General features: G+C 54.4%; 17 protein-coding genes. 7 read left to right on the top strand and 10 right to left on the bottom strand.

The features are described from left to right. Nucleotides 1–148: 148 nt before the first annotated feature. The 4 genes from L2731_RS16490 to L2731_RS16475 all read right to left on the bottom strand — a co-directional run bounded on the left by L2731_RS16490 (nt 149) and on the right by L2731_RS16475 (nt 7162). Complete coding sequence (locus L2731_RS16490) at nt 149–1507, bottom strand: MATE family efflux transporter (RefSeq protein WP_249254538.1); 1359 nt, start codon at nt 1505–1507, stop codon at nt 149–151. A 59-nt stretch (nt 1508–1566) separates the two neighbouring features. Beyond that, a complete protein-coding gene (locus tag L2731_RS16485; protein ID WP_249254537.1) occupies nt 1567–2634 on the bottom strand; it encodes a CobW family GTP-binding protein in 1068 nt (355 codons plus the stop codon). 85 nt (nt 2635–2719) lie between these two features. Continuing rightward, nucleotides 2720–4045, bottom strand: a complete 1326-nt coding sequence (locus tag L2731_RS16480) for a DEAD/DEAH box helicase (RefSeq protein WP_249254536.1) — start codon at nt 4043–4045, stop codon at nt 2720–2722. 84 nt (nt 4046–4129) lie between these two features. Continuing rightward, a complete protein-coding gene (locus tag L2731_RS16475) occupies nt 4130–7162 on the bottom strand; it encodes an EAL domain-containing protein (protein WP_239851745.1) in 3033 nt (1010 codons plus the stop codon). A 325-nt stretch (nt 7163–7487) separates the two neighbouring features. Between L2731_RS16475 and L2731_RS16470 the strand changes: the two genes are divergently transcribed. Both L2731_RS16470 and L2731_RS16465 read left to right on the top strand, forming a co-directional pair. After that, nucleotides 7488–8297, top strand: a complete 810-nt coding sequence (locus L2731_RS16470) for a substrate-binding periplasmic protein (RefSeq protein WP_249254535.1) — start codon at nt 7488–7490, stop codon at nt 8295–8297. Between the two features lie 100 nt (nt 8298–8397). Further along, a complete protein-coding gene (locus L2731_RS16465; RefSeq protein WP_249254534.1) occupies nt 8398–8838 on the top strand; it encodes a thioesterase family protein in 441 nt (146 codons plus the stop codon). A gap of 76 nt (nt 8839–8914) precedes the next feature. Here the strand turns inward: L2731_RS16465 and L2731_RS16460 are convergent, their stop codons facing one another. Both L2731_RS16460 and L2731_RS16455 read right to left on the bottom strand, forming a co-directional pair. Further along, nucleotides 8915–10411: a putative bifunctional diguanylate cyclase/phosphodiesterase gene (locus L2731_RS16460; RefSeq protein WP_249254533.1), complete on the bottom strand. Its 1497-nt coding sequence runs from the start codon at nt 10409–10411 to the stop codon at nt 8915–8917. Between the two features lie 71 nt (nt 10412–10482). Continuing rightward, a complete protein-coding gene (locus L2731_RS16455; RefSeq protein ID WP_041509138.1) occupies nt 10483–11325 on the bottom strand; it encodes an HDOD domain-containing protein in 843 nt (280 codons plus the stop codon). Nucleotides 11326–11616: 291 nt separating this feature from the next. On the opposite strand from L2731_RS16455, the gene trhP reads away from it, so the two are divergent. After that, a complete protein-coding gene (trhP, locus tag L2731_RS16450) occupies nt 11617–12975 on the top strand; it encodes a prephenate-dependent tRNA uridine(34) hydroxylase TrhP (RefSeq protein WP_239851751.1) in 1359 nt (452 codons plus the stop codon). Nucleotides 12976–13098: 123 nt separating this feature from the next. On the opposite strand, the gene L2731_RS16445 is transcribed toward trhP, so the two are convergent. Both L2731_RS16445 and L2731_RS16440 read right to left on the bottom strand, forming a co-directional pair. Continuing rightward, nucleotides 13099–15177 carry a protein-disulfide reductase DsbD family protein gene (locus L2731_RS16445; protein ID WP_249254532.1) on the bottom strand — a complete coding sequence of 693 codons (2079 nt, stop codon included), beginning with the start codon at nt 15175–15177 and terminating at the stop codon, nt 13099–13101. 51 nt (nt 15178–15228) lie between these two features. Then, the gene (locus tag L2731_RS16440; RefSeq protein WP_249254531.1) at nt 15229–16302 is read right to left on the bottom strand and encodes a redoxin domain-containing protein; all 1074 of its coding nucleotides are present in this window, start codon (nt 16300–16302) and stop codon (nt 15229–15231) included. Between the two features lie 240 nt (nt 16303–16542). On the opposite strand from L2731_RS16440, the gene L2731_RS16435 reads away from it, so the two are divergent. Together L2731_RS16435 and L2731_RS16430 are read left to right on the top strand one after the other, a co-directional pair. Beyond that, nucleotides 16543–17382: an AraC family transcriptional regulator gene (locus tag L2731_RS16435; protein WP_249254530.1), complete on the top strand. Its 840-nt coding sequence runs from the start codon at nt 16543–16545 to the stop codon at nt 17380–17382. Between the two features lie 659 nt (nt 17383–18041). Further along, on the top strand, nt 18042–18299 hold the full coding sequence (locus L2731_RS16430) for a YfhL family 4Fe-4S dicluster ferredoxin (protein ID WP_011866582.1): 258 nt from the start codon (nt 18042–18044) through the stop codon (nt 18297–18299). A 103-nt stretch (nt 18300–18402) separates the two neighbouring features. Here the strand turns inward: L2731_RS16430 and ubiT are convergent, their stop codons facing one another. Then, nucleotides 18403–18915: a ubiquinone anaerobic biosynthesis accessory factor UbiT gene (ubiT, locus tag L2731_RS16425; RefSeq protein ID WP_239851765.1), complete on the bottom strand. Its 513-nt coding sequence runs from the start codon at nt 18913–18915 to the stop codon at nt 18403–18405. A gap of 196 nt (nt 18916–19111) precedes the next feature. Here ubiT and ubiU point away from each other — a divergent pair, with 196 nt between their 5' ends. After that, complete coding sequence (gene ubiU, locus L2731_RS16420; RefSeq protein ID WP_249254529.1) at nt 19112–20113, top strand: ubiquinone anaerobic biosynthesis protein UbiU; 1002 nt, start codon at nt 19112–19114, stop codon at nt 20111–20113. A 43-nt stretch (nt 20114–20156) separates the two neighbouring features. Next, a complete protein-coding gene (locus L2731_RS16415; RefSeq protein WP_249254528.1) occupies nt 20157–21002 on the top strand; it encodes a U32 family peptidase in 846 nt (281 codons plus the stop codon). 74 nt (nt 21003–21076) lie between these two features. Here the strand turns inward: L2731_RS16415 and L2731_RS16410 are convergent, their stop codons facing one another. Further along, nucleotides 21077–21727, bottom strand: coding sequence for a hypothetical protein (locus tag L2731_RS16410; protein WP_249254527.1), 651 nt, complete (start codon nt 21725–21727; stop codon nt 21077–21079). Nucleotides 21728–21780 lie beyond the last annotated feature (53 nt).

Here is a 21780-nt window from a genome sequence, read left to right as displayed (position 1 = left end):
CAGAAATAGCCTTGCCTAACACGTTAGGATACGCCCGCCTTGGCACACCCTGTGTATCGACTCGTGGCTGGCCAACTAAAATCCCCTCTAGGGTAACAGGAATCTACGCCAACTTAAATTACTTGCTTAACTTAATCCCTTGGAAAACCTAGTTTAAATCCTTGGAAAGCCTAGTTAAAGCGTAAATCATCCAGACAGTCAGGAGTAAGGAGCAGCTGGCGAGGGAGATCCACACACCCGTGACGCCGAAGAGCCAGGCAAATAGATAGAGCACCATGGCAATCAACACCAGCTTGCTACCTGTCAATATCGAGGCCTCCCTGGAGCGATTAATGGCCTGGAAGAAGGCTGCCCCGACCAGAATCAGCCCCTCAAACGGCAGTCCCCAGAAGTAGAGACGCATCCCCTCTGTCGCCACCGGTGTCAGCTCGGGATTGTCACCGGCAAAGATGTAGACCAGATATTCAGGCGCCCAGTAGATGAAGGCGACACCCGCCAGCGCGGTCACCAGAGTCATGATGATCACCAGCCTCAGGGTCTCGAACACCCGGTCGAACCGCTTCGCCCCGGTATTGAAACTAAACAGGGGCTGGGTGCCGAAAGCTATCCCCTCGAAGATCAGGTAAAACAGCGCCTCGGCGTAGCTCACCACCCCGTAGGCCGCCACATGAATGGGGCCACCGACCCAGAGAAACGCCATGTTATGCAGGGTCAGGACGATGGAGAGGTAGAGGTTCATCAAGAAGCTTGGCACGCCGACCCTGAGGATGTTGCTGCAATGGTCCAGATTCAGGCGCATCTGCTGCCAGTCGATCCCCAATCGCGTGCGCTTGGTGAAGAAATGCTGCAGGCAGGCAAGCGCGGTGAAGGCCTGACAGATCATGGTGGCGATGGCGGCGCCCGCTAGGCCATAGGGAAAGACCACGATCAGCAGCCAATCCAATAACACGTTCAAACAGCCTGAGAGAATAAGCACCAGGGTGACGAAGCCGGGGCGGCCATCGTTACGCAGCAAGGCGGTAAAGGCGATGGCCAATACGGGAAAGACCCCCAGGGCAAAATACCAAAACAGATACTGCTCGGCGCTGGCCAGCACCTCCCCTTCGGCCCCGAGCCAGATGAGTATGGTCTGGCTCCAATGGGTGCCCAGCAGGGCCAGTCCGGTGCCCGCCAGCAGGCAGAGGGTGAAGGCGTTACCCAGCAAGTGCCGCGCCCGGGCGACATCTTTAAGCCCCAGGTTTATCGACACCAATGATGCGGCGCCCATACCGATCAAGGCGCCGACGGCGTAGAGGATCGCCCCCACGGGATAAGCCAGCATCATGCCCGCCAGCCCCACCTCACCAAGATAGTGGCCGACAAACATACCGTCGATGGCCACATAGACGCCGGTCACCACCATAGAGAGTATGGTGGGAATGGCGTAGCGCCACACCAATTTAGGAATGGGGGCTGTGGCTAGATCGGAGTGCGCATCACTCCCGGAGACGACATGACTCTCAGACATGGTATTGAATCGACACAGAAACGACTATTGGAGAGCGAAGATATCAGATAGCCAGGCGTTTAGATAGACAGGCGTTTAGATAGACTGAGCAGCGCCATCTCAACCTCAGTCTGTGACAGGGATTCAGATGCAATTATCTCCAGACGCGAATCCAGGCTATCGTCCAGCTCTTGCACGCTAAGCTGTCCATCGACAAAGTTTAAGGCGGCAATCCCTTCATCTGTGATCATCACCGCCTTGAGGCGTAAATAACCCTGTTGTTTTACCCAGGCTAGCAGCGCCTCAAAATCAAACTCGTAGCGATAGTCGAACACCCAGCCCAGGGTATATCGCCCTTCATGTTGATTACTGGCACGGTAGATCCCCTGCTCGTCAAATTGCAGAGTTTGTGCCTCTGGCGCCTCGTCGAAGGGCAAAGTGGGTCGTTGCAGCGCGCCAGTCAAAGTAGATCCTAATGTTTGCCTTGCTGGAATCTGGGCACGCCAGGCAGTGGGCCGCTCAAAATAGTGCAGATTAAGAGATTGATATAAGGCGGCATCATTTTCCAAGAGCAGCTTTGACACCTGCACAGGCATGACCTCGGCTTTGATTGCTTGCTGCGTCAGGTAAGCCTCTAGCCGCTTAACGTCATCGTCGCTAGCCAGATCCATCTTATTGGCCAGGATAAGGTCGGCGATGTGAAGCTGCTGGGTAAACAGTTCACTCTCAAGATACCGCGGGTCGTTGAGTTTTCTCGGGTCTACCAGGCAGAGGCTGGCACGCATCGACAGCACCTGCTGAAAATGTCCCTGACTCAAGGTCTCAACGATCGCCTTAGGATGGCCCAAGCCTGTGGGCTCGATAAACAGACGATCCGGCTTGGCCTTGGCAATCAGTTGATTGACCGCCACCTGAGTGGGCACCCCGGCGGCGCAGCAGAGACATCCACCCGCCACCTCCTTGATGGCCACATCACCGCCCTCGCCCCTGAGCAGCTCGCCATCTATGCCTATCTCGCCAAACTCATTGACCAGCACGGCCCAGATTTCCCCCACTGGCTTATGGGCGAGCAGATACTGGATGAAACTGGTTTTGCCCACACCGAGAAAACCGGTAACGACATGGGTAGGAATAGGCTTTAGGATCATTGGCGGCTCCGCACTGAAAAATCGCCCCCAGTGTAGAGTGCAGACCTGAGATTGCAATCCTTTTCAGCAGCCCTAGCTTAACCTGCTAGCGCTTGCCCCTGAAGCCCTTATCACTTGATGGGCGTCTCGCCTTGTCACTACCAGCCTTGCGCTGGGACGCCTTAGAGCGACTCTGTCCCCTTCTGTTATCCTGGCCGCCAAACTTCTTCCCCTTGCCTTTCTTAAACTGATTGGCCTTAGGCTGCACGCCGGCGTCAAGCTCGCGATATCTGGCCGGTAGCGGCGCCCCCAGTTCATATCCGGGCTGCACCTCGCGGGGCAAGGTCTTGCCAATGAGGGCCTCGACCTCTGCCAATGCGGCCTCATCTTGCTTGGCGACGAAAGAGATGCTGACCCCGCTGAGACCGGCGCGGCCGGTACGGCCGATACGATGCACATAGTCCTGGGGCTCGTCCGGCAGTTCCAGATTGATCACTAGGGGCAAGGCGGTGATATCCAGGCCACGGGCGGCGACATCTGTCGCCACCAGAACCCGCAGCTCGCCCGTCTTAAACTGCTCCAGCGCCCTATTGCGCGCGCCCTGGGTCTTATCGCCATGAAATACGGCGTTCTTAATGCCATCGAGTTTCAACTCGCGATGCAGCCGCTCGGCGCTCTCCTTGGTGTTGACAAAAACCAACACCTGCTGCCAATTATTGCGACCGATAAGCTCCGCCAGCAGCTCTGCCTTGCGCCGCCCATCTAGAGGATAGACCTTCTGCTCAATCTGCGGGCCACCACTCGTGCTAGCCACATTAAACCACTCAGGCTCATTCAGCATCTTAGTGGCCAGCGCCTTCACCTCCGGCGTAAAGGTAGCCGAGAACAGCATGGTCGAGTGAGTGTCACAGAGCAGTCGTTTGGTTCGCTCGATATCTCTCACGAAGCCCATATCGAGCATGCGATCCGCCTCATCGACAATGAGCTGTTCCACCGTCTCCAGGCTCAGTCCATGTTGCCCCAATAGGTCGAATAACCGCCCCGGTGTGGCCACCAGGATATCGACCCCTTTCGCCAAGGCCTTACGCTGGGGATTGATGTTGGCGCCACCATAGACGGCCAGGGTGGTGAGCTCGGTGAATTGGCTATAGCGAACTATGCTCTCAGCCACCTGTATCGCCAGCTCCCGTGTTGGAGTCAACACAAGGGCGCTGAGCTGTCCAAGCCGTCTGGGTTGATTCAGCAGGCGCTGCAACAACACGAAGCTAAAGGCCGCCGTCTTACCGGTTCCCGTCTGGGCGCAGGCCATCAGATCCTGCCCGCCAAGGGCGCAGGGGATCACCTTGGCCTGAACCTGTGTCAGGCTGGTGTAGCCGCAGGCCTCGGCCGCCTGGGCCAGTAAAGGATCTAACGGGAGGGCATCGAAATTCATGGGCAACCTGCAAGCTGACAAAAAGTGAGCGCGGAGTCTAGCAAAAAGCGCCCCATAAAGGTAACGCTATCTTCACATCAAGGGTTAGTGCGCCGGCGGATTAACATAGCGGCGCTCAAACTCCGGCAGCGAGACCGGCTTGGAGTAGAGATAGCCCTGGGCAAAATCACACCCCGCTTTGGCCAGAATATCGTGCTGGAACTGGGTCTCCACCCCTTCGGCTATCACCTTGATCCCTAACTTGTGGGCCATGACGATGATCGCCTCACACAGGGCCACGCCATCGCTATCGGACTCGAGGTTACGGGTAAATGACTGATCGATTTTGAGATAATCTATGTCGAACTTCTTCAGGTAAGCCAGCGATGAATAGCCGGTACCAAAGTCATCCAGAGACACCTGAATACCGGCATCGCGATAGGAGAGCAACTTGTCGGTCACTCCCATCGAGGCGTCCAGCAGCAGGCCTTCGGTGATCTCGACACAGATGGCATTGCTGGAGAGCTCGAGATGCCGCAGCAGTGCCAGCCAGTCGCTGAAGCTGTCTCCCTCGTCCCTAAACTGAATCGGCGACTTGTTGATGCTTATCTGGATCTCGACCCCATACTGGGTTCGCCAGCGGGCGCTCTGCTGAGCGGCCTTCTCAAATACCCAGTTACCTATGTCGTTGATCAGCCCAGTCTCTTCCGCCACGGGAATAAACTCGCCCGGCGAGACCAGACCACGTTGGGGGTGCACCCAGCGGATCAGGGCCTCCGCCTTATAGACCTGCTGTTTCTCCATATCGACGATAGGTTGGTAGAAGAGCTCAAACTCTTTACGATTGATGGCATTGCGGAGATCTTTGATCAGCGCCATACGATAACGGGCATATTCCTGCATCGAAGGGGTAAAGTAATGGAAACGGTTGCGTCCCTGCTCCTTGGCGGCGTACATGGCCTGATCCGCGTGCTTGAGCAGCCCCTCGATACTGGTGGCATCATCTGGGTAGATAGTAATGCCTATGCTGGCGCTGATGTAGGCGGTCTCATCCTCCAGGCTATAAGGCTCGGCGATGCGCTCGAGTATACTCTGGGCCACTCGCTCGACGCCGCTGGGTGAATCGATACCCGAGAGCACCACGGTAAACTCATCGCCCCCCAGGCGCGCCACCACATCCGACTCACGGATACAGCCCTTGAGGCGTTTGGCCGTCTCCTGCAAAAGCAGATCGCCCATGTCGTGGCCCAGGGTGTCGTTGACCTCCTTGAAGAAATCCAGATCGAGAAACATCAGCGCAAAATGGCTTCGATTACGGTCGATACGCAATATCTCAGTATTGAGGTATTCCAGCAACATGCGCCGGTTTGGCAGGCCGGTCAGGGGATCGTAGTTGGCCTGTTTCCAGATGATATGTTCCGCCTCTTTCTTCTCGGTAATATCAGAAAACAGTGCCACCCGGCGATACACACCACCGTGTTGATCGAAGATGGTGTTGATGGTCAACCAGACCATATACTCTTCGCCGTTCTTGCTCTTAATCCACAGCTCTCCCTGCCAGTAGCCGGTGTCGCGAATAGAGCGGTTCATCTCATCGTACTGGCTCCTCGGGGTGCGGGAGCTTTGCAAGATCCGGATATTCTTGGCCAGCGCCTCCGCCTCGTTATAACCTGTGATCGCGGTAAAGGCGGCATTGATGGTAATGATATTGCCCTTATGATCCTGCACGCTCATGGCTTCACTGGAGTTGTTATACACGGATGCCGCCAGCTCCAGCGATTCCTGTACCTTCTTCTGCTCGGTAATGTCCGAGTGAACGCCGCACATACGGGTCGGCAGGCCATTGCGGTCGCGACTCACCACCTTACCCGTATCCAACATCCAGTGCTCTTCGCCGCTGAGGCTTATCAGCCGGTATTCGATGTAATGCTTCTGGGTCTCCCCCTTGAGGTGACGGTCGATGGAATTAAGCACCGCCATCCTGTCCTGGGGATGGATGGCATCGACCCAGATGCGGCTGTCGCTGTTAAGCTTATCGAGATCGCACCCCAGCACCTTGGCGCACCAGGGGTTACGCCTAGTCTCATTACTCTTGATATCCCAGTCCCACATGCCGAGATCGCTACTCTCCAGCACCAGCGTCAAACGCTCCTGGCTGGTGCGCATCGCCATCTCCGCCCGCTTGTGCTCTGTGATATCGATAAGCCCGGCAATCACCATGTCCACCACGTTATGGTTACGGCGACAGGCCACCGTGAGATGGGTGTAGACTATCTCACCATCCTTGGCGACGAAGCGCTTGTCCATCTCATAGGCATCAATCTCCCCCTTCAGCATGCGCTGAAACTCGGCCATGTCCGCCTTAAGATCTTCAAAATAGGTCAGCTCGCTCCAGGTACGGTTAAGCAGCTCGGTCTCAGAGTATTTGAGCATCTTGCACAGGCGGGGATTGACCTTGACCCAATGCTGATCCACCGAGGTGATGGCGATCCCCATGTTGCCGACATTGAATTGGGAACGAAAAATAAAATCGTCCTGCAGCTGGATCTTGGCATCTCTCTCAACCTCCAGGCGTCTAGCCAATAACATCCCCAGCAAGGCGGTCACTATGGGGAAGATCAGCATCACAGGCGCGGCGATCTGCAACAGGAGATCGACAAACATGGAGAAGGGAAGAATAAACAGCAGCGACAGGGTCGAGAAGTGCAGCAGGAAACCAAACAGATATAGCTCGAGAAAATTGAGATCGGCGATGGTGGTCTTTCGATAGTAACGCCACAGGCTACCAAACAGGGCCGACACCACAATCACTGTCACCCCCACCAACATCCCCTCTCCCCCCTGAAACATGCGATAGGCACAGGCTACAGATGCGGCGACGAAGGTGGGAAGGCCGCCAAAGAAGAGGCCACTGATGGCCAACACCACAGAGCGGGTGTCGATAAATACCCCAGGCTGATATTCCCAAGAGGTCATCATGGTCAGCACGGTCACACTGCCGATGACCATCCCGATGATGAGACGCCACAACAGAAAATGCTCACGACGCTGCTGACGCGGTATCGCGTCATAGATAAATACCATAATCAACAAGAGCGCGGCATTTTGAGAGAGCGAAAATAACGTATCTTGATTCATACAAGTTTTAATTTTCTCGGGGCTAAGTTTTTTATTATCAACCTGATAACATCATTCAGAGTGTAGCAGAAGCCTCGAAAAAAATACCCACTAAATCATAATAAGCCAATGATTTTGAAAGCCTCTCGACCTTCTCCCTAAGCCTTTGCCCTACAATACAAATCACCGTCTAACCCCCATCTTGCAGTCCAAATCGCCTAGGGAGCGTGCAGATGTAGCCAGCATGCTACAAAATTCCCGCCGATTGCCGCAGTAATGCGGTTGATCTCCCTCGAAAACCCCTTATTATGAGCAAAATAAGGACGCGACCGCTGCAAGGAATCTGATGTTGCACCCCATCTTATCTCGGCAAATCAATTACCTCATCTCTGGCCTGATATTCATGCTGGCGCTTTTTAGTCTCACCGCCACCAGCCAAGAGCTGGATATGGCCTCTATCGATGGCACGTCGACGCCGCTAAAGGTCAAGCTGGCCGCCGAAGATAACTGGGCCCCTTTTGCCGATCCCTATGGCAAGGGGTTATCCCATCGCCTGGTCAAACAGGCCTTTGCTAGGAGCAATGTCGACGTCGATAGTCTGGTTGTCTCCTATGCCCGCGGTGTCGTGATGACCAAACAGGGCATAGTCGATGGCGTCTTCAATTTGCATAAGGAGCGTAAAACCCAGGAGGCCTTTGTCTTCGGCAAGGAGCCACTGTTTACCACCTCAGCCTCCTTCTACCAAAATAACGCCCATCCGCTACAGGCAGAAGACAAATGGCACCTGCCCCAAGGGCTGCTGGTCGGCATCATCAAGGGCTATGAATATGGCGACGAGCTGTCGCAGCTTAAGCAGATCAGGCTGGTAGAGGTAGATAACCACAATCAGCTGATTAACCTCTTACTGCTCAACCGCATCGATGCCGCCATCATGTACGACGAGGTGGCCAATCAATATCTTGGTCAGATGGGGGTCGCCAAGGTGATTAGTCGCAGCGTACACAACCATACAGGCGATCTCTACGTGGCCTTCTCCAAGCAGCGCCCCAACGCTCAGCTATTTGCCGACAAACTGGATCAGGGCCTCAAGGCCCTCAAGCAAGACGGCAGCTATCAGTCCATCATGAACAGCCTACAGGCGATCGCCAGCAAGTAGATCGCCAGCTAATCGCCCACAAGCAAGAAGTGCCGCACCAGCCCCAGAGTATGCTATGCTGGCGCCTCTCTTATATAGCGTTATTTAACCCAGACTCCAGATGAAGCCAGACGATAAGTTCAGCCCAACCTTTCACTTTCCGGTGCAGATCTACTACGAAGATACCGACTTCTCCGGCGTGGTGTACCATCCCAACTTTTTGAAATACTTCGAGCGTGCCCGCGAACATGTGATCGGTGCGGAACGATTGGCGGGGCTTTGGCAGCAACACGGCCTGGGCTTCGCCGTCTATCGCAGCGACATGCTCTGCCATGAAGGGGTGGAGTTTGCCGATGTAGTGGATGTACGTACCCGCTTCTACTTCGAGAGCAAGTATCGCACCGTCTGGCAGCAGGAGATCTGGCGACCCAATGGCGTCAAGCCGGCGGTCACCGCCCATATCGAAATGGTCTGTATGAATAAGGCGAGGCAGCTCTGCCCCATGACGCCGCCCCTCATCGAGGAGCTCAGTCGCCACTTCAGCCAGACCGTCAATCTCTGAAATCTAAGCCTGTATCAAATCTAGCGCTTTAGTAAATCCAAGGGCCTTTATTAAAACCTAAGCCTTTTTAACCACCTTAGCCCAGCGGTCGATTCAACTTACGCCAGTGCATCTCAAGCTCTGGCGCTCGCATCGGCTTGGCATAGATATCCCCTTGCACCTTATCGACCCCCATCTCTTGTAATAGCTCAAACACAGGCATCTGCTCGACGCCCTCGACGGTCACCGAAAAGTCCAGCCCCTTGGCCAGCTCGACGGCGCTGCGAACGATATGCTGCGCCCGAGGATCGGACTCAATTCCGGTGAGAAAGGCCCTGTCTATCTTAACTTCGTCCACCGGCAGATGCTTGAGATAGGCCAGCGAAGAGTGGCCGGTACCAAAGTCATCTATGGCCACCTTGACCCCGGCGCGCTTGAGGCGATTGAGCACGGCCACTGTGCGCACCATGTCTGTCATCAGCTGGCTCTCGGTGATCTCGATCGACAGCACCTGGGCGCTGAGCCCATGCTGTTTTAGACGGCTAATTATCCGCTCGCTCAATTGCTTTTCGCTCAGATCATCAATCGCCAGGTTAATCGCCAGCTGCAGGCGAATATCACTCTCCTGCCAGCGCACCTGTTGCAACAACACCTGATCGATCACCCACTGACTGAGCATGCTGATCATCCCAGCGTATTCCAGCAGCGGGATAAACTCGCCCGGAGAGATGGGGCCAAGCACTGAGCTGTCCCAGCGGATCAGGGCCTCGGCATGGGTACAATCTCCCGTGGCCAGATTATATTTGGGCTGAAACACCAGATAGAGCTCGTTCTGCTCCAGCGCCTTGGGAAAACAACTGACTATGGTCAACTGCCTGTGCTGACTGCGATCGTCTCCCTCCTGATAGGCGGCAATATAGTTACTGGCAGACTTGGCCCGCACCAATGCCAAGTCCAGACGGCGCAGCATCTGGCTGACGTCGGCGTGGTGCATGGACAAGTCGAGATAGCCAAGTTGCAGCTGTAAATTGATCACTGTGCCCTTGATGCTGATGGGCTGCGCCAGCCCCTGCTGAAAGACGACAAGCTCGGCTTCGCTCATGGGGGTATGGAAATAGATCAGAAACTCATCTTCATTCATCCGCGCCAAGATATCCTTGTCGCCGATGCGCCGCTCCAGCCGCTCGGCCAGGGCCTGCAGCAACTTGTCTCCCAGGGAGAAACCAAAGAGATCATTCACATAGCGAAAGCGGTGGATATCGATAAGCACAAACATCCCCTGAGTGAGGGGCATCTTACGGGTCAGCTTGGCCTTTAGGCCGACGCGATTGAGCAGTCCGGTCAGCTTGTCGCGGCCCTTGGGCGGCGGCAGCTGTTTCAGCAGGTGTTGCAGCTGCACATAAAGCGGAATAAAACGGTAGGGAATGGTGGCAATATTGAGGGGCTGACGCACCTTATGTTGCTGGCTCAGCTGAGTCACCAGACGTTTAAGAAACTTGAGCTCAGTGCGCCTATGCCAGTACCAGTAGATGATACCAGCGATGCCGATTGCTATCAGATAAACAATTAACCAAATCAGCTCAGTTGCCGTCACACTATCCCTAATGTTTTGATAGATAAAGAAACGACAAGACGGATCGGCAGACGCTGCCGACCGGGCCTTATCTATTCATAACTTAATTTAATCGAATGGTAGTTGTCGAGAAACTCATCCGATCCCAGATATTCTGGGCTCACGGGTAGACCACGCTTAACGAACACATCCAGGCGTTCTTCCAGCTCATGACCGGCACGCAGTTCGCCCGTATAGAAGGCCGCCGCACGCACGAAGTCCAGGTAGGTCACCTGCTCTGGCAGATAGGGAAGATCCGCCCAGCGCTCGACCACTTCCATCACCTCGGGAGAGAAGTCCCAGCTCTTCAGCACCGCGCGTCCGAGTGGCCCTTGCATCTTTCTCACCAGCGCCCTGAGTTGCTCTATGCTGGTAAACAGATGAGGATTGGCCTCGGCCTCAGTCAATACCGGCAAGGCACCGATATTATGTACCAGGCTCGCCAGGGTCAGGGTATCGTAGTTGAGCCCACAAGCCTTGTGGGTCTTGGAATACTTGAGTAGCAGGGCGCAGGCCGCCGAGGTCACCTCGATAGAGGCACGCCACACCTCGTCCATCACCTCCCAGACCATCTCATTGGTAGAGATGAACAGCTGCTCCATGGCCACAGAGGTCGCGATCGCCTTGATCTGTGTCAGGCCGATACGGGTCACCGCGGCATTGATGTTTTCCGCCTTGATACCACGGCTATACATGGCACTGTTGGCCACCTTGATCATACGGGCCGAGATGGCAGCATCCTGACCGATAATTTCGGCCACCTGCTTAGGGCTGGAGTCGGGGCGGGAAACCACCTCCTGAACGCGCATTGCTACCTCGGGCAAAGTTGGCAAGATCAGCGCATCTGCCTTTAACTTTTTAAGTAACCCCACCAGTAGTTGATGCTCGCTAGACATGCAAACTCCTTAATAAACCTATGCCCATATTGATATTGCCAGAGAGTATATCAGCACTCTTGCTAACCGTGATGGTAAAAATCGTCCATCTAGTTAAGAATTTGTGTAATTTTAGCTAAGTTTCAGATTATTGGTTATTAATTGGCTTAATTTTATCCTTCATCTCCTGTTTTACCTTAGGCTATGGCGCGCTGTCGATAAAATAAACAACTTCTAATTTGCATAAGCCTTGTCCCATTGAGTAAAATGCCCGCCCCAAGTTTGTTCGATACCTGTTAATTGAGAGAAATGATGTTTAAACCTGAGCTGCTGTCTCCTGCCGGGACCCTAAAAAATATGCGTTATGCCTTCGCATATGGCGCCGATGCGGTCTACGCGGGCCAACCGAGATATAGCCTGCGTGTCAGAAACAACGATTTCAAGATGGAAAACCTCGCAACGGGTATCCAAGAGGCCCACAGCCTGGGCAAGAAACTCTATGTGGTGAGCAACATCGCCCCCCACAACACTAAGCTCAAGACCTATATCAAGGATATGGAGCCTGTGGTGGCCATGCAGCCCGACGCGCTGATCATGTCAGACCCGGGTCTTATCATGATGGTACGCGAGGCCTTCCCGGATCAGACGGTGCATCTGTCTGTCCAGGCCAACGCCATCAACTGGGCCTCGGTCAAGTTCTGGCAACAGCAGGGAATCAAGCGCGTGATCCTCTCCCGCGAACTGTCGCTGGATGAGATAGAAGAGATACGCCAGCGCTGTCCAGACATCGAACTCGAGGTCTTCGTTCACGGCGCCCTGTGCATGGCCTACTCGGGTCGCTGCCTGCTATCGGGTTATATCAACAAGCGCGACCCTAACCAGGGTACCTGCACCAACGCCTGCCGCTGGAAGTACGACGCCCATGAGGCGGTGCAGACAGAAACCGGCGACATAGTGGCGGTTAACCCTGATGTGCAGATGCACAACCCAACCCTGGGTGAAGGTGCGCCAAGCAACGAAATCGTCCTGCTGCAAGAGGCGGGACGTCCAGGCGAATATATGCCGGCGTTTGAAGATGAGCATGGTACCTACATCATGAACTCCAAGGATCTGCGCGCCATCCAGCACGTGGAACGTCTGACCAAGATGGGCGTAGACTCACTGAAGATCGAAGGCCGTACCAAGTCCTTCTACTATGTGGCCCGTACCGCTCAGCTCTACCGCCAGGCGATCGAAGATGCCGCGGCCGGCCGCGAATTTAATCCGGCGCTCATGTACCAACTCGAAGGGCTGGCGCATCGCGGTTACACCGAGGGCTTCCTGCGTCGTCACGTACACGACGAATACCAGAACTATGATTACGGCTACTCCATCAGCGATACCCAGCAGTTTGTCGGCGAATTTACCGGTAAGCGTAACGCTAAGGGTATGGCCGAGATCGACGTGAAGAACAAGTTCTCCGTCGGTGACAGCGTCGAGCTGATGACCCCTCAGGGCAACATCAACCTGACCATAGAACACCTGGAAAACCGCAAAGGCGAGAGCGTCGAGGCGGGGCTAGGTTCGGGGCACTTCGTTTATCTGCCGGTACCGGCCGAGGTTGAAGTTGAGCGCGCCATTTTAATGCGTAACCTCACCGGTGAGCAGAGCACACGTCAGCCGCACCCATAAGTGCCAGCTAGCGTAAACACACCTAATAAATAGCCCGAGAATCTCGGGCTATTTTTTTACTCACGAAAAACCATCTAAAGCCTCTAGCTCATTGCCAAGCCCCCTGCCTGCCACTGCGACAAGTCACCCAGCTCCCGTGGCTTGCTCAATCAAGAGCGAAGAGGTTAATACTTGTGGTAGCACACTTGGCTCAAGATTTCCCTTTTGATACCAGAGATATAAGGGCACACCCGAGCGTTGATGTTTTGCCAGAAAACGGGTGATCTCAGGCTCACCACCTGTCCAGTCGCCTAACATCACCGCCGTGTTGCTGCGGGCGAAAGCGGCCTGGGTCGCCTGCCGCTCTATGGCCGTCTTCTCATTCACCTTGCAGGTTAAGCACCAGTCGGCACTGAAATAGACGAAGACATCCTGCTTTTTGACCAGGGCCGAGAGAAGCTGTTCATCGAACGCCATAACCCCTGAGGTCTCGGTATCCGCCTCTATCGCCTTAGCCGCTGTCTCCGAGTTAGCCGCCTTGGCGCTCATGCCGGGAGATACAGTCATCAGGCTCCCGCCCGCGATGATCAACACCAACACCAGAGGCCACCACTGCCTTTGGCGCCCCGCCTGTTGGAATAGTCCGGTGAGCCATAATCCCAGACTCAGCAGCAAGACCAGCAGCAGCGCAAGAAGCACGTATTGATTGTCAGACTGCTGCATCAATACCCAGACCAGCCCTAGGGCAGTCAAAAACATGGGCACGGCGAAGAAGCGTTTTGCCGTCAACATCCAGGCGCCGGGTCTAGGCATGCGTCGACGCAGCGCAGGTATAAAGCCCACCAGCAAAAAGGGCAAGGCCATCCCTAACCCCAGTCCGGCAAACACCATGAGTCCGACACCCGTCGGCAGTACCAGGGCGGCCCCCAAGGCGGTGGCCATGAAGGGGCCGGTGCAGGGTGTCGCCACAAATGCGGCCAGCACGCCGGTCCAAAAATCTCCCACCGGCCCTTGCTTATGTTGCAACTTGCCGCCCGAACTCAGGGTGCCGAGTTCAAACAAACCGGCGAGATTAAGCGCTATGGCCATCATCAATAGGATAAGCGCCACGATAATTTCCGGGCGCTGCAACTGAAACGCCCACCCCACCTGAAGACCGAATTGGCGCAGCATCAGAATGAGGCCGCCGAGAAGCAGACACACCAACACGGCTCCCAGGGTGTAGGCCAGCGCACCGGACCTTGCCACACGTTCATCCCCTAGGTTGGCGAGGCTTAATACCTTCAAACTGAGGATCGGAAATACGCAGGGCATCAGATTGAGTAAAAGCCCGCCCAATATCGCCCCGAGCACGGCCACCGTAGAAACGACAATCAGATTATCGTCCTCCTTGGGTGGCAAGCTGACCTGAGTCGGAAAAACGAGCCCCTCTGCCTGCAGGATGGCATTCACCCTGACAGCCATCGACTCATTGAGGGCTATCACGCCGTGAAAGTGACTGGCGCTCCCCTCGGCCGCTACGGTTGTCATGAAGAGGCGTTCCCCGCGTCGAACAAAGCTTTGTGGCGCCGTGTTAGATATCACCCCGTTAATTTCCGGGTAGAGGCGAATATCCTCCGCCAGCTCGACGGATTCGGGTAGTGGCAGCGACAACACAAATTGCCCGTCGTTAACGGAAAACGCTGCACTGGCCTCCAAGGGCTTAAGGATTTGCCTGCGCCAGGTATCGAAGCGCTCCTGGGCAGCCTTGGGAGCGCCTGACTCCCCCACGTTAAACTGAGCTTGCAAGCTTTGCTGCTCGGGAATGCAGAGCTTGGGACTGCACACCAGATAGCGAATATCCACGGCAAGGCTAATGGGAATGCCCTCGGGCAGATCGTCAGCAAGCTTAAGCTGTGCCAAGAGAGCATAGTCACCATGATAGATGTAGTTCATCAGGTCGCTTAACACCATCGGCTCCGGCGCCGGGTATTGCAGCTCGCCTACAGTCACCCCTTCAGGCAGGTGCCACTCTAGTTGCATGGGGAATCCGGCGTCCCCCGGATTTAACCAGTAACCATGCCAGCCCGCTTGCGGCGACATACGTATTGCCAAGCTGGTCTCAGTGCCAGCCGCAGGCGAGCGGGATTCGAGTAAAAGCGACGCCGCCATCTTTTGGCTATCTTCTTCACTAGCCTGTACCGATATTGCAAAGCACACCATAAGCAGGCAGCTGGCAATCATTTTCATCCATAACGAGGTTGTTCTCATCGTATGCTTTGCACTCCAAACCGTTTATTGTTCGTTGAACAAGGATTTGAGGCGATCGGTAAAATCAGCTGCTTTGGCACTGACCTTTTCAGTTATCCTGCCCGACTCATCGATATAGACTATGGTTGGCAACTGAGTCACGCCAAATCGTCCGAAAAGAGTGCCCTCCTCGTCATAGACGATTGGCAAACGCGTGTGGTAGTTGGTCTGGTATTGAGCCAGCTCGGCCTGGGATGCCCAGAGGTTAGTGGAAACATGCAGCCACTGGGCTTTGCTGTTAGAGGCTGACTGCTCAACCATTTCCCGCACCAACTGACACGATTTGGCCGTTTCCGGCTCTGAGTCGACCAGGTACCACTCACACCATGGAGAGAAGAACACCAACCCCGTCGCTTTACCCTGTTGATCGGCAGACGGCAGCGGGTGATAGGTATCATCAATCGATCTCAATGCCAAAGAGGCCAGCTTATCGCCGAGTTGGTAGCCCGAGGCCCTCTCTGCCACAACGCCGCTAAGCGGCGCCGCGTCGGCAACACTGCCGCTGGCAACCTCTTCCAATGCCTGATGAAAGGCTTCGTCATCCTGATGCCCCACGTATGCGATACGGCCACTCTTATCGATCAAGAAGTGCTGTGGGGTCACCCTCAACTTAAAGGCCCGAGCCAAGCTGCCGTCGTCTATGGTTACCGGCATGGTCAGCCCCTCCTTCTTTATAAAGGCACTGACAGAATTGATGTCGTCGCTGATCCCTGTATTGACGGAAATCACCTGTAGCTTGTCGCCAAACTGCTGATAAATCTCCTCAAATCCGGGCATTTGCTGGCGACATGGTACGCACCAGGTTGCCCAGAACTTGATATAAACCGGTTTGTTACCATAAAGCTCGCCCAGATTGAGCGTTTCTCCGGCCAGTGTCGTCAGCTCTCGCTGCGGCGCCGGCGTGCCAAGCAGTTCACTGCCGGCGAGCTTAGCCCTTCTCTCCCCTTCTGCGGCAAAATCATCTTCTGCTAAGGCCTGCCCCGCAAACACTGTGGACAGAAACAAGGCAGAAAAACTCTTAATCAGCAACTTGGATCGTTTAAGGGTTAGATGTGTCATGCTGTATTCCCATAGTTAGGTAATGAACAAATAAAGGCCGTGAGCCTATTGGCCATGCCAGCTAATAACTGCATCGTCTGGCGTTGGCAGGGCAACGAAATGACGGGTAACACGGCGATAGGAATCTTATGTAAAGTTTAGAAATGCGAATTGTAAAATTTCGACATTTGATTAAGATTCGAAAGAGAACGACGAGGTTTTACCGCCATTCGGACATAGATAGACTGGACAGAGAGGTTAATGGAGCAGATTAACATGCCCCCCTTGCCACACCTTGGCTTTCAGCGCCTTCAACCCAGCGTCGCGCTGCAGCCATATATCAAGTGCTATTGGCAAATATATAGAGCGGCGGGATCTGAGTACTCATCGACGGAATTTATGCATCCAGAGGGCGGCAGTGGCATCATCTTCAATTTTGGTGCGCCCATCCACCTTGACGGCGTGCCCCATAGGTCGTCGTGTCTGGTCACAGGCCCTACGAGGCAAAGTACAAAATTGGAGTTGTTTGGCCAGGTGGACGCATTGGGGATCCGCTTCTGGCCCGGCACAGGACGCGCGTTTTTAAGCTCGCCTCTTTCTGAGATGCTGGGGCAAAATCTGACACCAGAGGAGCTATCCCTGACGCTGCTTAGCGATGAATTGGTTGAGCGCCTGGCCATACAGCCGACACTACAGGAGCGTATCACCCTTCTGGAAACCAGGCTGATGCAATATCTGGCTGGCAAAACGCCATTGGCCGAAAAAAACGAGCCCAGCATGCGATACGCATTAAACTGGATAACCAAGCAGAAAGGCCAGGGAGAGCTGCACAAATTACTGACTGAGATAGACATAAGTCAACGACAACTCGAACGCTTGTTTCAGCAAAACCTAGGCTTATCGCCCAAATACTTCAGCATCTTACAGCGCACCGGCTTCGCCAAAGACTTGCTCAGGCAAGACACCAACAAATCACTCACAGACATAGGCTATCACGCTGGCTTCTACGACCAGGCCCACTTCATTCGAGAATTTAAGAAGGTGATAGGTATTACGCCAGGGAGTTACAGGAACAAGGCCTTGCACAATCAAAAACGCTAGGGCCTGTTGACCTTTTGAGAACAAATTTTGTTCTAATTGAGCGCGTTCAAATCGCGGCAGGAGGCTTGGAGTATAGTTATTCTATATAAAAGCCGAGTAACAAAGAGTTGAACGTGCTCAAGACGAACCCTGCGGGCAGCGTCTGTATCATTTTTCTACTGCGTTATCGCTCATTGATGTAGTGCACTAGATTACAATCGCTCTGCCTTGTATAAAATCAATACAGAGTGCTGCAAAAATGAACGCGAAAGATAAACAGGCCCTAGGACCTGTATCTATTGCCCTGTCACGCAAGCAGATATGTGTGATCTGCAAACTAAAGTAAAAATAAAAGCAAATCGACGCACACCTAACCAAAGCTAATTTGTCATCAGATAGCCGAGCCCTGTGATACAATGGGCCTTAATGGATTTTCTGCGGTAAATAAGCGCGCACTCCGCCTCATTTGGACGAGTAGCACCACGACAAACTCGGCCGAATCTGAGTAGCTGTTTGTGTGACTACTCGTGTGACTATTTGTGCGACCGTCTTATATAACTGGCACGAGAAAATCAGAATAAAGCAAAGGCCCTTTTTCGGCCTAGAATAGAGTATCGACAACAATCACAACCATGGGTATTTGATTGTTATTTAGTTTAGAAACAAGGTATTACAAATAGATGGCATTACTGATCGACGACAGCTGTATCAACTGTGACATGTGTGAACCTGAGTGTCCCAACCAGGCGATCACCATGGGGGAAGAGATCTATGAGATAGATCCTAACCTGTGCACCGAATGCGTCGGCCACTACGACAAGCCAACCTGCGTCTCCGTCTGCCCCATCGACTGTATCGACCCGGACCCAGCCCATGTGGAATCCCAGGATGAACTCCTGGTCAAGTATCACCTGATCACCGGCAAGCCGATCGACTAACTGGCCAAGCACAGGTAGCTATCATCAGATGGTCAAATATAAACAAATAAAAAAGCGAAGCTCAGGCTTCGCTTTTTTATTGCCACTCGCCATCAGAAGGCTATCAAGCCCAAGACATGTCGGCCTGACGCTGCAACTGGGTCAGCATGCTCGCCGCCTGAGTAATGCTCTGGCGCATAATCAGCGGCATAGAATCGAATTCTATACTGAGCAGCAGGTTCTTAACCTCGAGACCCAGCTCGGTATCCCCTTCGATGGCCAGACGGCGCTGGAAAAACAGGGTGTCAGGGTCTTCCTTCGCGGCGGCGATCAGCAGTAGCGCCTGGCTACAGGCGCTGAAGCTCACCTCCGCCTCGCCACTTTCGCGAACGATGAGACGCTCATCGAAGCTCACCTCGAAGCTTAACTCAAGATCGGTCACAGAGATCTTCACCCAGCGCCCCTGCAAGAAATCCAGTTCACCATCTTTGACCTGCGCCGACATCAGCAGATTTAAGATGCGCTCAAGAAGCTGAGCCTTAATCGAAAAAGGCACTAAGTTTAAAGGCTTAGCTATGACCTTAGGGCCATATTGCAATAGATGTTTGGCCATATTTGCCAACACACTTCGCTGCATGACTGACGTTCTCCTACCAAATTTGCGGACCGAAATCGTGACCTCGATCAATGTTTAGTCAGGTTCCCGACAACTGCTGTCGAGAGTGATAAGGAAATCAATTTTAACCAGATTTTATGATCACAAACCTGTTTTACATCAAGAATTGTTCAGCCAATCCCTTTTACACTGCACACTTTTTAAGGGAGAACAGCACATGGAACTTCTTTGTCCGGCGGGTAACCTCGCCTCCCTCAAGGTCGCCTTAAACGCCGGTGCCGACGCCGTCTACCTTGGGCTAAAAAACGATACCAATGCCCGCTCCTTTGCCGGGCTTAACTTTACACCGGAAAAATTGGCCGAGGCGGCCAGGTTGACCCAAAGGGCCGGTAAGAAGATTTTTCTCACCATCAACACCTTCCCTAAACCGGGCGAGGAACAGCGCTGGTACCAGGCGATCGATCTGGCGGCCGACACGGGCGTCGATGCCTTGATCATGGCCGATCTCTCCCTGCTGGACTATGCCCACAGCCGCTATCCCCACCTGCCCTTGCATCTGTCGGTGCAGGCTAGTGCCACCAACCTGGGCGCCCTTAGCCTCTATAAGCAGGAGTTCAATATCGACCGCGTGGTACTGCCACGAGTACTGTCGATGAAGCAGGTCAGAGACCTTGCCAAGGTGACCCCGGTAGATCTGGAGGTGTTCGCCTTCGGCAGCCTGTGCATCATGGCCGAGGGGCGCTGCCACCTCTCCTCCTATGTGACGGGCCAATCCCCCAACACGGGCGGCTCCTGCTCACCGGCGAAACACGTACGCTGGCAGGATGTGGGCGACAGCCAACAGACCCGGCTCAATGATGTGTTGATCGACCAGTCCGGTAAGGATGAGCAGATGGGCTATCCCGTGGTCTGCAAGGGACGCTACACCACCAGCGACAGCCAGGAAGCCTCGCACCTGCTGGAGTCCCCCACCAGCCTCAATACGCTCAGCCTGTTACCTGAGCTCGACAAGGCCCGTGTGGTGTCTCTCAAGATCGAGGGGCGTCAGCGCAGCCCGGCCTATGTGGAGCAGGTCACTCGGGTGTGGCGTCAGGCGATAGACACCTACCTGAACGACCCTCAGGCCTACACCACTCAAGCTCAGTGGGACCAGGCCCTGGCCAAGGTCTCCGAAGGACAGGTCACCACACTCGGCGCCTATGAGCGCACCTGGCAATAATTGCGGACAAAAGCCGCGAGCAAAAAGACAAAAGGATAACAAGATGAAAACCTCATTAGGACCAATTCAATATTGCTGGCCCAAAGAGAAGGTGATCGAGTTTTATGAAACAGCGGCCCAGAGCAGCGTGCCACTAGTCTACCTGGGCGAGACAGTATGCAGTCGCCGCCGGGAGCTCAAGTTTAGTGACTATCTCGACCTGGCACACATGCTAAAGGCGGCTGGCAAGGAGGTGGTGCTCTCGACCCTGACACTCATCGAGGCACAATCGGAATTTACCGAGCTTAAGAAGCAGGTGGAGAATGGCGAATTCGCCATCGAAGCCAACGATGTGGGCGCCATCTACCTGGCCAAGGAACAAGGGATCCCCTTCGTCTGTGGCCCCAGCGTCAACAGCTATAACGCCGCGACCCTGAAGAAGTTTGCCAGCTGGGGCATGCAGCGTTTCGTGATGCCGCTGGAACTGTCCAAGGCCTGGCTCACCCAGGTGCTCGACGATCTCGCCCCGCGCCAGGTCGAAGTCGAGGTGTTCGGTCACGGCTACATGCCGCTGGCCCACTCGGCCCGCTGCTTTACCGCCCGTCATAAGGGGCTGACCAAGGATAAGTGTCAGACCATCTGTATCGAAAACTCCGAGGGCCTATTGGTGCAGACTCAGGAAGATCAGCCGCTACTACGTCTCAACGGTATTCAGACACAGTCGGCGAACTATATGGATCTGTGCGACCAGCAGACTCAGATGCAGGCGCTGGGGGTCGACTATTTCCGCATATCCCCCTCGTCACTGGCATCCATCGACTTGGCCGATGCACTCCCGGCCAAATCGGCCAGCCACGACAGGCAGTGTAACGGCTACTGGCACCAGCTGCCGGGTCTGACTCAAAGTTAAATGAAAGATAGAGCCTAATCAGGATTAGGCCAGATTAAGGAAATGAAAGCTCGGCTTAACCCACTCGCGTAAGGTTAATCGAGTCGACGCATCTCTCGCTGGGTCCACACCAGCGAGAGCAACCACCCCATAAAGCTAAACAGGGCCGCCCACTCCATGATCACCGGAAAACGGATCTCGGGTCTTGGCTCGACCATCACGAGATCATGATAAAACCAGGTCCCGTTAGCCACCATGCCATCATCCGTATGGGCCATCAGGATAAACACCAAGAGCAACCCCAGCGTCAGGCCAGAGAGCAACAGGCTGCCCCGCAGTGCAAATCGCTTGGGTCTGCCTCTGCGTCTTAGCAGATAGATAAGATAGGCCGCCACGCTCATCGCCGCGAAGTAGAAGAAATATTCTATGCCTAAGATATGCAAGTGGTAGACGTTAACCGGAAACAGGCCGACACAGGCCAGCGCCAGAAGCGAGGCCACCAACACAGAGAAACTTGTCAGCACCCAGGGGCCGTCGCTGTTTTGCAGGGCAAACAGGGCAAACAACACCAGGCTCAGGCTGCCAAAGAAGAGACCACCGTTAAACACAACGGCAAGCTCGGAGTGACCATACTGACCCAGCTCACTCAGGGAAAAATTAAAGAAGCTAAAGCCCTGGCCGCTGTAATCGCTAAATCCTAAGCTAGCCGCCAGCAGGCCGATAAGATGTCCTAAGAGTCCAAGCAAGCCAAACCTAAATGCTAATTTAGACAGTTTCTGCTCTTTTGAAGTCATAGGTC

The organism is Shewanella aquimarina, assembly GCF_023349185.1.
Lineage (GTDB): Bacteria > Pseudomonadota > Gammaproteobacteria > Enterobacterales > Shewanellaceae > Shewanella > Shewanella aquimarina.
The sequence above is the reverse complement of the archived record's forward strand: the minus strand, read 5'-3'. Positions and strand labels throughout refer to the sequence as shown.

Coding starts and splice junctions, on each gene's coding strand:
- L2731_RS16490 (WP_249254538.1), bottom strand. CDS start 1,507: ATGTCTGAGAGTCATGTCGTCTCCGGGAGTGATGCGCACTCCGATCTA.
- L2731_RS16485 (WP_249254537.1), bottom strand. CDS start 2,634: ATGATCCTAAAGCCTATTCCTACCCATGTCGTTACCGGTTTTCTCGGT.
- L2731_RS16480 (WP_249254536.1), bottom strand. CDS start 4,045: ATGAATTTCGATGCCCTCCCGTTAGATCCTTTACTGGCCCAGGCGGCC.
- L2731_RS16475 (WP_239851745.1), bottom strand. CDS start 7,162: ATGAATCAAGATACGTTATTTTCGCTCTCTCAAAATGCCGCGCTCTTG.
- L2731_RS16470 (WP_249254535.1), top strand. CDS start 7,488: ATGTTGCACCCCATCTTATCTCGGCAAATCAATTACCTCATCTCTGGC.
- L2731_RS16465 (WP_249254534.1), top strand. CDS start 8,398: ATGAAGCCAGACGATAAGTTCAGCCCAACCTTTCACTTTCCGGTGCAG.
- L2731_RS16455 (WP_041509138.1), bottom strand. CDS start 11,325: ATGTCTAGCGAGCATCAACTACTGGTGGGGTTACTTAAAAAGTTAAAG.
- trhP (WP_239851751.1), top strand. CDS start 11,617: ATGTTTAAACCTGAGCTGCTGTCTCCTGCCGGGACCCTAAAAAATATG.
- L2731_RS16445 (WP_249254532.1), bottom strand. CDS start 15,177: ATGATTGCCAGCTGCCTGCTTATGGTGTGCTTTGCAATATCGGTACAG.
- L2731_RS16440 (WP_249254531.1), bottom strand. CDS start 16,302: ATGACACATCTAACCCTTAAACGATCCAAGTTGCTGATTAAGAGTTTT.
- L2731_RS16435 (WP_249254530.1), top strand. CDS start 16,543: ATGGAGCAGATTAACATGCCCCCCTTGCCACACCTTGGCTTTCAGCGC.
- L2731_RS16430 (WP_011866582.1), top strand. CDS start 18,042: ATGGCATTACTGATCGACGACAGCTGTATCAACTGTGACATGTGTGAA.
- ubiT (WP_239851765.1), bottom strand. CDS start 18,915: ATGCAGCGAAGTGTGTTGGCAAATATGGCCAAACATCTATTGCAATAT.
- ubiU (WP_249254529.1), top strand. CDS start 19,112: ATGGAACTTCTTTGTCCGGCGGGTAACCTCGCCTCCCTCAAGGTCGCC.
- L2731_RS16415 (WP_249254528.1), top strand. CDS start 20,157: ATGAAAACCTCATTAGGACCAATTCAATATTGCTGGCCCAAAGAGAAG.